This window comes from Candidatus Ruminimicrobium bovinum (assembly GCF_902760015.1).
Classification (GTDB): domain Bacteria; phylum Elusimicrobiota; class Endomicrobiia; order Endomicrobiales; family Endomicrobiaceae; genus Ruminimicrobium; species Ruminimicrobium bovinum.
This window is the reverse complement of sequence record NZ_CACWEU010000045.1, coordinates 1-14619: the sequence shown is the minus strand read 5'-3', so window position 1 is coordinate 14619 and position 14619 is coordinate 1. Positions and strand designations below refer to the sequence as shown.

The window sequence follows — 14619 nt, the reverse complement described above, 5'->3', positions numbered from 1 at the left end:
TTTTTAAAATTTTCATTTTTTGATAAATCTTTTCTTGCAATTCTTATATCGCAAGCCGTGTCCAATACATAAGAACCAGACACGATAATATTGTTATTTTTTAATTGTTCTGCCATTTCTTCAACTGCTTCTAAAGAACCTGTATTACATTTTGTTGCACAGGAACCGCAACCGACAATAAAAACTTTATCGGTTTTATTTAATTTTGACAGAATTTCAGTAAAATTTTTCTTTTTTGTTATTATCATATTTTTATTTTTGATACAGCTTTTTCAAAACCTAAATCAATTATTGTATCGACAATACTTGTTATTGATGATAAAATTTTATCAACTTTAATTAATTCTTCATCGGAAAATTTACCCAAAACAAAATCCGGCATATTTACATATTTCGGCAAAGGTCCTATTCCTAATTTAACTCTGGGAAATTCAGATGTACCTAAATGTTTTATAATAGAATCTATACCATTATGCCCACCGGAAGAACCGTTCATTCTGAATTTTAAACTTCCGAGCGGAATTGAAAAATCATCATAAAAAACCAAAATTTCGGACGGCTTAATTTTATAAAAGTCGGCAATAACCCTAAGCGGAAGCCCCGAATTATTCATATATGTCATAGGTTTTACCAACAACACTTTTTTGCCGTTTCTTTCATAGAAAACAACACTCGCCATATCTTTGTGATTTTTCCATTGTTCGTTTTGTGTTTGTGCTAAAACATCCAATGCTTTAAAACCGAAATTATGACGAGTGTTTAAATATTTTATGTCCGGATTACCTAAACCTGCAATTAGTTTAATGTTCTCGGTCATCTATTTATTTTTTTGCTTCAGCGGCACCTTCAGCGGCTTCATCTTTCTTACCTTTTGATATTACTTCGGGTGCTTGAGGTTCTGCCGCTTCTGCCGGTTTTTCTTCTTCAACGGCTTGAGCAACAACATTAACAACTATTGCAGAACTGTCATGTTCATATTCAACACCGTCTATTTTAGGCAAATCCGCAACCGTAACCGAATCACCTATTTTTAAATTTGATACGTCAATGTTTATTTTGTTAGGAATATCGGTAGGTAAACACCTTACTTTTATTTCTCTTAAAATATGTTCCATTATACCGCCGAAATTTTTTACTCCGTCAGGTATTCCTTCGGTATGAATTGCAACCATAATTTCAATTTTATCCGTTAAAGATATTGATTGAAAATCTATATGATTAGGTTTTTGTGTTAATACGTGCCTCTGCAATTCTTTTACAATTGCATTTTTTGAACCGTTTTTCATTTTCAATTCAAAAATAACGTTTGAACCTTCTTTTTCAATAACCGACATAAACTGTTTTGAATCAACCGATATGGAAACGGGTTTTTCATTTTTACCATAGAAAACAGCAGGAACTTTTCCGTCTTTCCTTATAGCATTCAAATTCTGTTTAACATCTCTTAAATCTGCTTCTAAAACTACTTGCTTCATAACATCCTCCATTTATATTTCTACAATTTTATTTTAAACGAAAAGTGCACTTATAGACTCATCGTTAGATATTCTAAGTATTGCTTCTGCCAAAAGAGAGGCAATAGACAAAACTTTTATTTTAGGTATATCGGAACTGCGCGGAATAGAATCGGTTATCGCAACTTCCTCCAAAGAAGAATTTTGTATCTTTTCTATTGCCTGTCCGGATAAAACTCCGTGAGAAGCTGCCGCATAAACTTTTATTGCCCCCGCATTTTTAATTGCATCGGCAACTTTTGTTAAGGTTCCGCCGGTATCAATCATATCATCAAGAATTATTGCGTTTCTTCCTTTTACATCACCTATAATATTCATAATTGCCGCTTCATTGGGCCGAGGTCTTCTTTTATCCACAATAGCCAAATCCGCATTAAGAAGTTTTGCAAAAGACCTTGCTCTTTCAACACCGCCGGCATCAGGCGAAACAACTATCGGGTTATGTAATTTTAAATTCAAAAAATATTGTAACAAAACCGGTCTTGCATACAGGTGGTCAACGGGAATATCAAAAAAACCTTGAATTTGCCTTGCATGTAAATCCATGGTCAATACTCTGTTTATTCCGGAAGCCGTTATTAAATTTGCAATAAGTTTTGATGTTATCGGAACACGCGGTTCCGCTTTTCTGTCTTGCCTTGCATAACCGTAGTAAGGAATAACTGCCGTTATTCTTCTTGCCGAAGCTCTTTTTAAAGCATCGGCTATTACCAATAATTCCATAACATTTTCGTTTACCGGAGCACATGTCGATTGAATAATAAAACAATCCGCACCTCTGACACCGTCAACAATTTTCACCTGAATTTCGCCGTCGCTAAACCTGCCTATTTTTGCTTCGCTAAGTTCTACACCCAATTTTTTGGAAATTTGTTCCGCCAAAGCAGGATTTGCATTTCCTGCAATAAGTTTTAGCTTCATTGTTATCCTCTTTTTTTGTTTTTCTTTTCTTTTATTATCTGCCTTGACCTTGCTATTACCAATTTATTTTTAACAACATTTTCCGTTATTGTAGAACCTGCCGCAATCAAAACATTTTTACCTATGTTTACCGGAGCAACCAAATTTGTATTTGAACCGACAAAAACATTATCTCCGAGAACGGTTTTATATTTTGATACTCCGTCATAATTACATGTTATTGTTCCCGCACCTATATTAACATCTTTTCCGACCAAAGCGTCACCGATATAAGATAAATGATTTACTTTGGAACCTTCACCAACAACGGATTTTTTTACTTCGCTGAAATTACCGACTTTTACTTTTTGTTTTAAAACGGCACCCGGCCGTATATGTGAAAAAGGACCGATTTTTACGTTATCTTCTATAACGGCACTGTCAATATATGAATACTTTATCGAAACATTATTTTTAATTTCGGAATTAATTACGGAAGTATCAGGCCCTATTACGCAACCTGTTCCTATTTTAACATCACCTTCAATAAAAGTATTCGGTTTTATTACCGTATCTTGCGCAATTTTAACGTTTCCGTATATATACGTTGAAGAAGGATCTTCAATTGTAACTCCGTTTATCATCAATTCGCTTAAAATTCTTTCTTTTAATATTTTCCCGGCACAAGCAAGTTGCGCTCTGTCGTTAACACCCAATATCTCTTCTTCTTTGCAAATTGCAAAAGCATCGGTTTTAAAACCGTCTTTATTTAAAATTGAAATAACATCGGTAAGATAATATTCTTTTTTTGAATTGTTCGGCTTTACTTTATCAAGCGCTTTCCAAACAGTTTTTAAATTAAAACAATATATTCCGCTGTTTATTTCATTGATTGATTTTTCTTTTTCGTTTGCGGATTTTTCTTCAACTATCGAAGATACGTTACCGGACATATCTCTGACAATCCTTCCGTATCCGAACGGATTACCGACAAAACCGGAAAGTATTGTAGCATCATTTTTGTTTTTTATATGATAATCAACCAATTTTTTTATTGTAGAAGAAGTTATTAAAGGAGTATCTCCGCACATAACAATAACATTACCCGTTAACTTTTTCATTTTACTTTTTGCTTGTAAAAAAGCATGCGCGGAACCAAGGCGTTCTTTTTGCAGAACGGTTTCAACATTTCCGTACTTGTTTAAGAATTGTTTTACCTGCTCGCTTCCGTTACCCGTAACAATATAAGTTTTACCGACTTTCAATGCTTCACAACAATCAATAACGTAAGAAATCAATTCTTTTCCGCATACTTTGTGTAAAACTTTGGGCAAACAAGATTTCATCCTTGTTCCGTTGCCGGCAGCAAGTATAACACCATATAAATTCGTTTTCATAATTTATCAATCTCCAAAATATTTTGTAATTTTACAAAATTATATTCCTTTTTTCAACTGCAAAGCAAATCGGAACAATATGTTGCTTTTTTATTGTTTTTTTTGTAGAATGACAGAATTATGAATAAATTATATTTTGTTATTACGGTAAGCAGTTTATGTTTTTTTATGTCTTGTGCGTCAAGCGGCGTAAAAGCCGTTTCTCCTTTAAAAACAGTATCTCCCTCGAATATGGACAACAAGCAACTTCAGGAACAAATAAACATAAACATGGCACAATTAAAAAGTTCCAACGATTATATCTTGCAATCCGGGGATTTAATAGATATATCTGTATTTAATGAAACGGATATGAACAGAACTCAAAGAATATCGGGTAACGGATACATAACAATGCCTTTAATAGGTACCGTTAAGGTTGCAGGTTTATCCGTAACGGATGCAGAAATTGAAATATCATACAAATTTAAGAAATATATAAAACAACCTCACATATCAATATTTATAAAAGAATATTGTAACACAACGGTATATGTTTTAGGGCAGGTAAAAAATCCTTCGGCCATAAAAATACCTCCCGGAAGAAACCTTACAATACTTGAAGCGATAACATCGGTTGGAGGTTTTACAAACATAGCTTCAACAAAAGTTAGGGTTTTAAGGATGGAAGACGGTAAACAGAAAAATATTGAAGTTGATATTTCTCAAATTACAAAACAAGGTAAAAAAGACTTGGATATTATATTAAAACCGAGTGACATAATTTTTGTTCCTCAAAGTATGTTTTAGGAGATAGCATTGAATACCAATTTAGATATAAATAACAACGAAGATACAATTGATTTTTCTTATTACATTTCCGTTATATTCAAACATTTATGGATACTTATATTATTTGTTTTTATAGGTGTAGTTATAGCTACGGCAGTAAATGTTCTTACTCAACCCGTTTATAAGGCAACCGTTCTTATGATGATTGACAGGGAAACTGCCGGAAGAATAGATACGACATCTTTCGGTTCTTGGGCAAGTGATGAAGATTATTACAGAACTCAATATAAATTATTGGAATCAAAATCGCTGTTACAAAAAATACATAAAAATCTCAGTTTAAATCAATATCCGGAATTTGCAGATCCTAACGGTTGGGCTAAATTAAAGAAAAGGTTAAAAATAGAACCTGTTACAAGAAGCCGTTTGGTTAATTTGGAAGTTTCTTCTTTTGACAGGGAATTAACGGCAAAAATTGCGAATGCTCTTGCAAAAACATTTGCTGCCGATAATATTACAAACCGTTCGTTTATAACACAAGATATTATTGCCGCTCTTGAAAGTACCGTAAAAAATCAACAACAGCAGGAACTTTTAAACTCAATTCCTCAGGTAGTAAACAGTGATTTTATAAAGAATTTAAAAAACAAGGAAATCGGCCTTCAGGAAAATTATGCAAAATTAATTGCAAAATATACGTCAAACCATCCCGAAGTAATATCGGTTGAAAATCAATTAAAAGTAGTAAGAGAAAAAATTGATATTGAAACAAAAAGACTTATACAGAGTATAAAAATAGATTTGTCCGGTCAATTTGCGGGAAACAATATAAGAATTATAGATGAGGCAACCGTTCCGGATAACCCTTATTTACCGAGAAAATTAATTAATTTGTTAATCGGAGTTGTTGCAGGCGGGATAATTGCAATTCTTATAATTTTTATGATTGAATTCTTGGATAAGAGTATAAAAAGTTCCGAAGATTTGGAAAGAGAATTGGATTTGTCGTTTTTGGGTTTTGTTCCTACCGAAAAATTGAAAAAAGGCACAAAAGAGTATTCTTTTATGCTAAGTAAGGATAATCCTTTATATGCCGAACAAATAAGAAACATACGAGTAATGTTAAATTTTACATTGGCAAATTTTAAAGAAAAAGCATTTTTGGTTACAAGTTCGGTTCAAAGTGAAGGAAAAACAAATTTATCAACCAATTTAGCGGTTGCAATGGCACAAACGGGAAGTAAAGTTTTAATTGTTGACGGCGACCTTAGAAGAGCAAGATTACATAAATCGTTTGAATTACCTTTAAGAAACGGTATGAGTGATATTTTATCTTTTAATGAAAACGACGGAAACTTTAATGAATTTATTGAAAGTAAATTTATTAAAAAAACGGAAATAGAAAATCTTTTTGTTATAACGGCAGGTATAAATCCGCCTAACCCGTCGGAATTACTAAGCAGAGAGCTTTTAGGCAAGTTTATTCAATGGGCAACTTCAAAATTTGATATTGTATTGATAGATACACCTGCAATTTTACCGGTAAACGATACTTTATTATGGGGTAAATATATTGACAGAACAATATTTACCGTCCGTCACGGTAAAACAAGCACAAAGATGGCAAAAATTGCCATAGAAAAAATAATAAAAGCAAACATTAAAATATTGGGCGGAGTTATTACTTACCATAAAAAACAGGGAATTGCCGCAAAGGGCAGCTCTTACTACTATTATTACTCTTACAAAAACAAGAAAAAGAATTAATGGGATATTTTCCTTTTGTTTTATTTTCATTTATTTTATTTTTTGCACCTTTGAGTTTTGCATTAACGGAACCGTGGGCACTGCTTATTTCGCAATGTTTATTTTTTTTCCTGTTAATTGAATTGTTTTTTAGACGGCAGGAATTTTATTTTACACCCGTATCAAAAAAAATAATATTTTGTTTTATCATCGTTTTATTACTTTGTGTTATTCAGTATTTTAATCCGCACACAATTCTTGAAAAAAAATTATATTTACCTTTTTCGCTTTGTCCGTTTTATACTTTTACAGATTTATCAAATATTTTACTTTATATGTTTGTTTTTTTTATTGCAAACCAAAATTTTGAAAATTCCGATATAATAAAAAAATTATTATTAATTATTGTCATATCGTCTGCAATTGTATTATTTATAGGTTTTTCTTGCCCGAAAGGCGAATACATAAAAACTTTTTTGGGTGCTAAGGTTTTCGGTTCATTCGGACCTTTTGTTAACAGAAACAATGCCGGTGCATTTTTGGCAATGTCGTTATTTACAACGTTATCGTTACTTTTTCATATATTCGTAAAGCAATCAAAAAATACCCCCCTTAAATTTATATTTATTGCTTTAAGCATATTGTTTCTTATCGGTGTTGTTTTTACCCGTTCACGCGGAGCAATGCTTGCAACTTTTATATCTTTGTTTGCTTTATTTATTTTATCCGGTATGTACTTAATAAGAGATACGAAAAAATCAGTTATCGCAGTTTGTGTTACAATATTTTTATTTTCCGTTTTTTCTTATTTTATTTATATTTACAGAGACAGTATAAACGAATTTGCATCCAGAAAATCCGTAGATGATTTTTCAACACAAGCAAGAATTGATTTATATAACAGCGCTTTTAAAATGTTAAAGGAATATCCTTTAACGGGAACGGGGGTTGCCGCATTTCCAGTGGCCATAGGAAATTATCAGGAAATGAACTTTAGCGGTTATCCGAATTATTTACATAACGACTGGTTGGAACTTTTACTTGGAATAGGATATCCTGCAGGATTGATAATATTTTTGTTGATTATTTTAACTGTTTATATATTTTTAAAAAACATAAAAAATTTACGGCATTCAAAAAGAGCGCTTTATATCCCGTTACTATGTTCGCTGTTATCGGTAAGTATTGCAAGTTCGGTTGATTTTCATTTACATATTCCCGCAAATGCAATATTATTTTTTACGATTTTGGCAATTTTAAGTTCGGCTACTTTTTTTAAAGAAGATATTTCTTATTTTAAATCAAATATTTTTATAAAAACATTCTTTATTGCGGCATTTTCGGTAATAATTGTATTTTCAGCCAAAAACACGGTTATTTGGCGTTGGACTATTTTCGGCAACAAATTATCAATTGAAGGTAAAATTTCAAGTTATGAAAAAGCGGTTGCTTATTCGGCAAACCCGAGATATGCAATAGATTTAGGTATAGAATATATAAAGGCACAAAAATCAAAAGTGTTATCCGATGAACAAAAACAGGAATACAAAAATAAAGCAAAAAATCTTGCAATGGAAAATTTACAAAAATACCCTTTTGAAAAAAGATTTTCACAAATTTATACTGCGGCAAAATAAAAAATTGACAGTTTTTTATATTTTTTATATACTTAGGAAATATTTTAATGTTGATACGGTGCGATGCCCGAGCTGGTTAAGGGAGCAGTCTGCAAAACTGTTTTGCATCGGTTCGAATCCGATTCGCACCTAACTTTCTGCCCGGTTAGCTCAGTTGGTTAGAGTACTTCCTTGACATGGAAGGGGTCAGAGGTCCGAGTCCTCTATCGGGCACTGCCGAAATATATGCGCCATTAGCTCAATTGGTAGAGCAAACGACTCTTAATCGTTAGGTTACAGGTTCAATTCCTGTATGGCGCAGTTTTTAATTTTTAACATTCCTTACGGCTTCCAATATAAGTTCCGCAAGTCCCGGATGGAAAAACATATTTTTAGATAAATCGGTTATTGTCATTTCGGCTTTTATTATAACGGTTGCAATGTTTATAAGCTCATCGGCATTTGCACCTAAAATCCACACTGCTTTTATTTTTTTTGTTTTATTGTCAATTGCAACTTTTACCCAACCGGTTCTTTCGGCTTCAATTTGCGCCCTTGCATTTGCGGAAAACGAAACTTTACCGTAAGAAATATCATCACATTTATCAAAATCAACGGATTTTACACTTGCCGAAGGAGGAAAAGAAAATACAACTTTAGGAACGGGATCATTATTTTGCAATAAATTTTTCGCCGCATTTATTCCGTCTTGTTCTGCCGTATAAGCCAAAAAACCTTTACCCGTAACATCACCTATTGCATAAACATTATCAATATTTGTTACATAATTTTTAGTTTCTATAAACTTTTTGTTATCCAAATTTAATTTAATATTTTCGATATTCAAACCTTCCGCCGATGATTGCCTTCCGGCAACTATTAATATCTTTTCAAATTTATCTTTATCTTTTAACGTATCCGTGCATGAAACTTCAACTTTTATCCCCTGCCTTGCAAGAACTTTTGTAAGTTCAAAAGCAAGTTCGGTATCTTCGCTAGGCAATATTTGCGGACAAATTTCCCTTAATGTTACATCCGTTCCGAAACATGAAAAAATTGAACTCAATTCAACACCTATAGCACCCGCACCTATAACCAACATTGTTTTGGGAATTTCAGTTAAATTTAAAGCATCCGTAGAATTTATATATTTTTTATGATCAAACTCCATACCGGCAATATTTTTACATTGTGAGCCCGCGGCTATTATAATTTTATTTGCAAACACTTCAATTTCTTTTTCCGACGTCTTTACGGATAAAATATTTTTATCTTTAAAAGTTGCAAAACCTTTAATTATATCGACATTATTTGCCGTTAACAACCTTTCAATACCTTTTGATAAGTTTGCAACCAATTTATTTTTTTTATTTATTATATCGCTAAAATTAACAGGTTCCAACTTTGCTTTAAGTGCATATTCAAAAGATTTTGATATTATTTGTTTTGTTTTTGCAACCTGCCATAAAAATTTTGTAGGAATACAACCGTTATTCAAACAAGTTCCGCCTAAATTTTCTTTTTCAATAATAACCGTTTTTAAATTTTGCTTTGCAAATTCAACAGCACAAGTATAACCGGCAGGACCTGCACCTATAACGGCAACATCATATTTATTTTCCATTTTTATTCTCCCTGACAAAACTTATTTAATTATATAAATTCCAAAGCATATTTATCAATAAAAAACAGGTTATGGGGGGTATAACGACAGCTGAGGGATGAGAAGTTATAAAGACAGGTTATATGGTTATGGGGTTATGGGGTTAACGACAACAGTAAACGACGAACGACAACGACAGCTGGGAGCTGAGAGTTGAGAATATAAATACAGGTTATGGGATGATAAAAACAGCTGAGAGCTGAGAAGCTGAGGGCTTAGAACGACAATGTATAACTTACAATGTAGAATGTATAATTAACGGCAAACGACAAAAATTGCAAGCAATTTTCGGCTATAGGGGGTATGGGGTTATTGGTTAAACAACAAAAACAAAAAACTAAAAAAAATAACTTGTAACCTTATAATCCGATAAACTTATAAACCAAATTCACATTGATAATAACAAAAATAGCATTTTCTATTCTTGAAAAAATAGTGTTGTTTGTGATATAATAAAAAGGATATGAATTTTGATAAAATAATCTCATTAGCATTGGAAGAAGATTGTGCATTTAACGATATTACTTCCAAAGGAATTATAGCAAAAAATGCCGCAGCAACAGCCGTGTTGCTTGCAAAACATGACGGCATTATTTGCGGGCTTGATATATTTAAAAAAGTTTTCCTAAAACTTGACAAAAACTTTTCGTTTAAAACATTTGTTAAAGACGGTGATAAAATAAAAAAAGGAACCGTTATTTTAACAATGAAAGGACCTGCCTATCAAATGTTATGCGCCGAAAGAACGGCACTTAATTTTATACAACAACTTTCGGGAATATCAACATTAACAAGTAAATTTGTTGAAGTGGTTAAAGGTAAAAACACATTTATTTACGACACAAGGAAAACTATTCCCGGTTTAAGATATTTATCAAAATATGCGGTTAAATGCGGCGGTGCAAAAAACCACAGAATGAATTTGTCCGATATGGTTTTGATAAAAGACAATCATTTGGTTTTTATAGAAAACTTACCCGAAACCGTAGCAAAAATAAGGAAAAAACATAAAAAAGTTTTGATACAGGTTGAATGTGAAAACGAAAAAAACATTAAAGATGCTTTAAATGCAAAAGTCGATATGATAATGTTAGATAACATAAAAGATAAAGATTTGAAAAAATTTATCAACATTATAAGGCAAAATTCAACAAAAAAGTATAAGCCGCAGATAGAAATATCCGGCGGAATGAATTTAAAAAGAATAAAAAAATATGCAAATTTGGGAATTGACAGAATTTCAATAGGAATGTTAACACACTCCGCGCCTGCTTTGGATATTTCCTTAAAAATTAAAATAACAAAACCTTCAAGGTAAAAGATGTCTCATTTCTATATCTACCCAAAAAATATTATAAATAATACTTTTACAATGGAAAGTGAACAGCTGCATTATGTGGTTAATGTTAGAAGATTTGCAGTTGATGATGAAATTAAATTATTTGACGGATTAGGTAACGGCTTTTTAGGAAAAATAACAAAAATTTCAAAAGAGAAGTTAAGCGGAATTATCCTTAATAAACAAACTTTTATCAAACCTTCGGTCGAAATTTATTTGTATTGTGCAATTGCTAAAGGAGAAAGAACCGAATGGCTTATAGAAAAAACGGCAGAAATCGGCATAACAAAATTTATACCGTTAATTACAAAAAGAAGTGTTATAACTTCTTTTTCACCTAACAAATATGAACGACTCAATAAAATTTCAATTTCGGCAAGTTGTCAGTGCGGACGGGCAGATATAATGGAAATAGAAAAACCTTTGGCTTTTGAAAATGCATTAAAAAGCAGCATAACGGAAAAAACATTGTCAATACTTGCATGGGAAAGTGAAGATAAACAAACAATTGACGATATTTATAATAAAAATATAAATATAAAAAGAATAAATATTTTTATAGGACCGGAAGGCGGTTTTGAACCTAATGAAATAGAACTTGCAAAAAATAATAATTTTCACACAATAACTTTAGGTAAAAATATTTTAAGAATTGAAACTGCAGCAATAACCGCAGCCGTTTTAATTTCAAACAAATGGATATAAAATGAGCGAAGAAAAATTTTTTATTTATACCTTCGGTTGCAAAATAAACCAATATGAAAGTCAATTAATAACGGAACGTTTATCTGTTGAAAATAAAAAATTAACGGATAATATTGAAACCGCCGATACGGTAATAATAAATTCATGCACGGTTACGGAACAGGCAAATAAACAATGCAATACTTTAATAAAAAAATTATTAAATAAAGGTAAAAAAATAATTTTAACAGGATGCTATCAGAAGGTATCACAAGAAGAAATAAAACAAATATTCCCCTCCGTTAAAATAATATCAAAAGAAAATTTATTACCGAAAAAACAAAAAATTTATTCGTTTCAAAAACATTCAAGAGCATTTTTAAAAATTCAAGACGGCTGTAACAGTTTTTGTTCGTATTGCATAGTTCCTTTTGCAAGAAATACTTTATGGAGTAAACCGCAAGCGGAAATTATTGACGAAATAAATACTTTAATCGATAACGGATATTATGAAATAGTATTATCAGGTATTCATATAGGAAAATATGAAGGCGGGATTGCAAATTTATTAAAACAAATTTTTAAACAAATAAATAAAATTTTCAGAATACGCCTTTCTTCAATAGAAGTTAACGAAGTAAACGATGAACTTATAGAACTTTTAAAAAAAGAATCCGTCAGGTTATGCCAGCATTTACATATACCTTTACAGTCGGCAAGTAATGAAGTATTGCAAAAAATGAACCGCAGATACGATATACAATATTTTAAAAATATTATTGACAAACTTACAAAAGAAATTCCTTCAATTGCTTTGACAACGGATGTAATTGCGGGTTTTCCCACCGAAACGGAAGAAAACTTTAACGAAACTTATGATTTTTTAAAAAGCAATAATTTTGCAAGATTGCACGTTTTTCCTTTTTCACCGCGTAAAGGAACGGTTGCTTTTAATTTAAAACAAATATCAACACCGGAAGAGATAAAAAAAAGAGTGCATAAACTTTTAGAACTTGATAAAATTTTAAGAAATAATTTTTATGCTAAATTTATCGGGACGAAGAGAAATGTTGTTGCATTAAAAGACGGCAAAGCATTAACCGACAATTATTTAACACTCAATAATGTCACTGCGCAAAAAGGAATTTTTGAAACTATAATTCAATAAATGTCATCGCTTAAACTAACGGCAGCTTGAACAAAAACTCAACTCTCAACTCTCAACTTATCAGCTAAAAATTGCTTAGCAATTTTTTAATTTTTTACTATCAATGTTATTATTAAAATCGCAATAAGAAAAACAAAAACGGCAGCAAAAAACAAAATCCATTTTAATGTTTTAAGCAATTCGTTTAAAGTATCATTTGCCTGAAAAAATTGTTGTTGAATAAGGTTTATAAACGCTGCAGCCGTTATTGTAATATCATCTATCCAACCGACAATCGGTATGTCCGGAATAACATCCATGGGATACAAGCCGTAAAGTAAAGACAACACAAAAAATATCCAAGCCCAAACTTTTTTCTTTTTACCGTCTTCAATACTTTTACAGTCTTGTTTTTTTATTTTGTCAACTATTTCGGGTTCTATAGATTCTTGGGATTGTTGCATTTTTTATCCTTTAATAATTTTGCTCTAAAATTTAATATTATTTTGATTTTTATCCGTATTATTGTCAATTATCTCAAATTCAATATTATATTTTTTATCTGTCATTCCGGCACGTATCAAATTGCCTATAATTATTTCCGCCTGTTTTTGTGCATTGGAAAACAATTTATTAAAATCGATATTATTTCTTGCATCATTACCGGCATACAGCTTTGCATTATTCATAGCTTCTTTATCCGTTTCACCGAATTCAATCCACGATTTTTTTAAATCATAAAATTTTTTCGGATTAACATTAAAAGTTTTAATTGTCGGATACGGCATTTTAACAACAATTTTATTTTCGTTTTTGCTTGTTTTTAATTCATTTAATTCAACAAGAGTTAAATCTATACCTGCATTTATTTCGGCATCATAAAGCATTAAAAATTTTTTACTGATAAAATATTTATATATCGGGTTATTATTACCGTTTGTTTCATATTCAACCAATCCGCCATATTGAACTTCCGATGTTATTAAATAACCTATATTTTTAATTTGATTATTCAAATATTCTATGTTCACTTTTGCTTCTTTATTAACCGATAATTTTTCTTTTTTTTCATTAATAAAATTTTTAACGGTTATAAAAGAAAAAGCACATACAATACAAAACAATAGAGTTATAATAACCAAATAAATTTTCTTTTCCATAAATATTTTAAAGTTTAAAAATTTTAATTTATTAAACAAGTTTATTATATTGCAGTTTAAGCAAAAAATCAATAGAAATTTAGCTGAGGGGCTGAGAAGTTATAAAGACAGGTTATATGGCTATGGGGTTATAGGGTTATAGGTTTAACGACAACAGCAAACGACAACGGCAAACATATAAGCTAAAATTTATTATGTTAAAAAAGTGGAAGAGCGGAACTAAATTTGTTATAATTGGAAAGATAAATTTTTAACCGGCAAAGAAAATGATAAAAATATTACACGGGTATATAGTTAAAGAATTTTTAGGTTCGTTTGTTTTCGGGCTTATAGTATTTTCGGCAATTTTGTTGATTGACCAAATATTTCAGTTTGTAGATTTGTTTTTGGCAAGAGGTGTTGCTTTTTGGCTTGTATTACAATTGTTTTTGCTCGTTATTCCGACAATACTTTCTTTAACAATACCTATGGCAATTTTATTCGGAGTGCTTATAAGTTACGGCAGGTTTGCCGAAGATAACGAAATAACCGTAATGAAAGCAACAGGCGTAGATTACAAAACTTTATCAATGCCCGTAATAGTTTTTGTTGCATTAATCAGTTTAGGACTTGTATTTTTCAACCACGACTTAGCACCTTCAACACATAAATATTTCAGAACACTTTATAAAAATATACTTAC

Annotated in this window: 14 protein-coding genes, 3 tRNA genes and 1 pseudogene; 10 read left to right on the top strand and 8 right to left on the bottom strand. The window is 31.2% G+C overall.

Going from position 1 to position 14619, the window contains the following annotated elements; all coding sequences use genetic code 11:
• The 5 genes and pseudogenes from ACMUOV_RS01575 to glmU form a co-directional block, all read right to left on the bottom strand.
• Positions 1 to 248 (bottom strand): annotated as a pseudogene (locus ACMUOV_RS01575) (5,10-methylenetetrahydrofolate reductase); the annotation flags it as partial.
• On the bottom strand, positions 245 to 817 hold the full coding sequence (pth, locus tag ACMUOV_RS01570; RefSeq protein WP_413853122.1) for an aminoacyl-tRNA hydrolase: 573 nt from the start codon (positions 815 to 817) through the stop codon (positions 245 to 247). The pseudogene ACMUOV_RS01575 and the gene pth, both read right to left, overlap by 4 nt.
• A gap of 4 nt (positions 818 to 821) precedes the next feature.
• The gene (locus tag ACMUOV_RS01565; protein WP_413853120.1) at positions 822 to 1475 is read right to left on the bottom strand and encodes a 50S ribosomal protein L25; all 654 of its coding nucleotides are present in this window, start codon (positions 1473 to 1475) and stop codon (positions 822 to 824) included.
• 33 nt (positions 1476 to 1508) lie between these two features.
• The gene (locus ACMUOV_RS01560) at positions 1509 to 2435 is read right to left on the bottom strand and encodes a ribose-phosphate pyrophosphokinase (protein ID WP_413853118.1); all 927 of its coding nucleotides are present in this window, start codon (positions 2433 to 2435) and stop codon (positions 1509 to 1511) included.
• Positions 2436 to 2437: 2 nt separating this feature from the next.
• The gene (glmU, locus tag ACMUOV_RS01555; protein ID WP_413853116.1) at positions 2438 to 3811 is read right to left on the bottom strand and encodes a bifunctional UDP-N-acetylglucosamine diphosphorylase/glucosamine-1-phosphate N-acetyltransferase GlmU; all 1374 of its coding nucleotides are present in this window, start codon (positions 3809 to 3811) and stop codon (positions 2438 to 2440) included.
• A 120-nt stretch (positions 3812 to 3931) separates the two neighbouring features.
• Here glmU and ACMUOV_RS01550 point away from each other — a divergent pair, with 120 nt between their 5' ends.
• From ACMUOV_RS01550 to ACMUOV_RS01525, 6 genes are all read left to right on the top strand, one after another.
• A complete protein-coding gene (locus tag ACMUOV_RS01550; RefSeq protein ID WP_413853114.1) occupies positions 3932 to 4600 on the top strand; it encodes a polysaccharide biosynthesis/export family protein in 669 nt (222 codons plus the stop codon).
• Positions 4601 to 4609: 9 nt separating this feature from the next.
• Positions 4610 to 6349 (top strand): polysaccharide biosynthesis tyrosine autokinase, encoded by a 1740-nt coding sequence (locus ACMUOV_RS01545; protein ID WP_413853112.1) that lies wholly within the window; start codon positions 4610 to 4612, stop codon positions 6347 to 6349.
• Positions 6349 to 7965: an O-antigen ligase family protein gene (locus ACMUOV_RS01540; RefSeq protein ID WP_413853110.1), complete on the top strand. Its 1617-nt coding sequence runs from the start codon at positions 6349 to 6351 to the stop codon at positions 7963 to 7965. Before ACMUOV_RS01545 ends, ACMUOV_RS01540 begins: the two co-directional genes overlap by 1 nt.
• A gap of 57 nt (positions 7966 to 8022) precedes the next feature.
• Positions 8023 to 8096 (top strand) — tRNA-Cys (locus ACMUOV_RS01535).
• 8 nt (positions 8097 to 8104) lie between these two features.
• Positions 8105 to 8178, top strand: a tRNA-Val gene (locus ACMUOV_RS01530).
• Positions 8179 to 8192: 14 nt separating this feature from the next.
• A tRNA-Lys gene (locus tag ACMUOV_RS01525) sits at positions 8193 to 8265 on the top strand.
• Between the two features lie 4 nt (positions 8266 to 8269).
• On the opposite strand, the gene ACMUOV_RS01520 is transcribed toward ACMUOV_RS01525, so the two are convergent.
• Positions 8270 to 9568 (bottom strand): dihydrolipoyl dehydrogenase family protein, encoded by a 1299-nt coding sequence (locus tag ACMUOV_RS01520; RefSeq protein WP_413853108.1) that lies wholly within the window; start codon positions 9566 to 9568, stop codon positions 8270 to 8272.
• 502 nt (positions 9569 to 10070) lie between these two features.
• Between ACMUOV_RS01520 and nadC the strand changes: the two genes are divergently transcribed.
• From nadC to ACMUOV_RS01505, 3 genes are read left to right on the top strand one after another with little or no spacing between them, the layout of a single operon-like run.
• The gene (nadC, locus tag ACMUOV_RS01515; RefSeq protein WP_413853106.1) at positions 10071 to 10925 is read left to right on the top strand and encodes a carboxylating nicotinate-nucleotide diphosphorylase; all 855 of its coding nucleotides are present in this window, start codon (positions 10071 to 10073) and stop codon (positions 10923 to 10925) included.
• A gap of 3 nt (positions 10926 to 10928) precedes the next feature.
• Positions 10929 to 11651 carry an RsmE family RNA methyltransferase gene (locus ACMUOV_RS01510; protein WP_413853104.1) on the top strand — a complete coding sequence of 241 codons (723 nt, stop codon included), beginning with the start codon at positions 10929 to 10931 and terminating at the stop codon, positions 11649 to 11651.
• A 1-nt stretch (position 11652) separates the two neighbouring features.
• The gene (locus tag ACMUOV_RS01505; RefSeq protein WP_413853102.1) at positions 11653 to 12798 is read left to right on the top strand and encodes a MiaB/RimO family radical SAM methylthiotransferase; all 1146 of its coding nucleotides are present in this window, start codon (positions 11653 to 11655) and stop codon (positions 12796 to 12798) included.
• Positions 12799 to 12884: 86 nt separating this feature from the next.
• On the opposite strand, the gene ACMUOV_RS01500 is transcribed toward ACMUOV_RS01505, so the two are convergent.
• Positions 12885 to 13241 carry a DUF1232 domain-containing protein gene (locus ACMUOV_RS01500; protein WP_413853100.1) on the bottom strand — a complete coding sequence of 119 codons (357 nt, stop codon included), beginning with the start codon at positions 13239 to 13241 and terminating at the stop codon, positions 12885 to 12887.
• Between the two features lie 24 nt (positions 13242 to 13265).
• Positions 13266 to 13937: a DUF4230 domain-containing protein gene (locus ACMUOV_RS01495; RefSeq protein ID WP_413853098.1), complete on the bottom strand. Its 672-nt coding sequence runs from the start codon at positions 13935 to 13937 to the stop codon at positions 13266 to 13268.
• Between the two features lie 266 nt (positions 13938 to 14203).
• Here ACMUOV_RS01495 and ACMUOV_RS01490 point away from each other — a divergent pair.
• Positions 14204 to 14619: LptF/LptG family permease (locus ACMUOV_RS01490; protein WP_413853096.1), on the top strand; the 416-nt coding region annotated here is incomplete at its 3' end.

Excerpts from the sequence above, each read along its gene's own strand:
- ACMUOV_RS01550 (WP_413853114.1), top strand. The coding sequence starts at position 3,932 with ATGAATAAATTATATTTTGTTATTACGGTAAGCAGTTTATGTTTTTTT.
- ACMUOV_RS01560 (WP_413853118.1), bottom strand. The coding sequence starts at position 2,435 with ATGAAGCTAAAACTTATTGCAGGAAATGCAAATCCTGCTTTGGCGGAA.
- ACMUOV_RS01500 (WP_413853100.1), bottom strand. The coding sequence starts at position 13,241 with ATGCAACAATCCCAAGAATCTATAGAACCCGAAATAGTTGACAAAATA.
- ACMUOV_RS01495 (WP_413853098.1), bottom strand. The coding sequence starts at position 13,937 with ATGGAAAAGAAAATTTATTTGGTTATTATAACTCTATTGTTTTGTATT.
- ACMUOV_RS01540 (WP_413853110.1), top strand. The coding sequence starts at position 6,349 with ATGGGATATTTTCCTTTTGTTTTATTTTCATTTATTTTATTTTTTGCA.
- ACMUOV_RS01520 (WP_413853108.1), bottom strand. The coding sequence starts at position 9,568 with ATGGAAAATAAATATGATGTTGCCGTTATAGGTGCAGGTCCTGCCGGT.
- glmU (WP_413853116.1), bottom strand. The coding sequence starts at position 3,811 with ATGAAAACGAATTTATATGGTGTTATACTTGCTGCCGGCAACGGAACA.
- ACMUOV_RS01510 (WP_413853104.1), top strand. The coding sequence starts at position 10,929 with ATGTCTCATTTCTATATCTACCCAAAAAATATTATAAATAATACTTTT.
- ACMUOV_RS01505 (WP_413853102.1), top strand. The coding sequence starts at position 11,653 with ATGAGCGAAGAAAAATTTTTTATTTATACCTTCGGTTGCAAAATAAAC.
- ACMUOV_RS01565 (WP_413853120.1), bottom strand. The coding sequence starts at position 1,475 with ATGAAGCAAGTAGTTTTAGAAGCAGATTTAAGAGATGTTAAACAGAAT.
- nadC (WP_413853106.1), top strand. The coding sequence starts at position 10,071 with ATGAATTTTGATAAAATAATCTCATTAGCATTGGAAGAAGATTGTGCA.
- pth (WP_413853122.1), bottom strand. The coding sequence starts at position 817 with ATGACCGAGAACATTAAACTAATTGCAGGTTTAGGTAATCCGGACATA.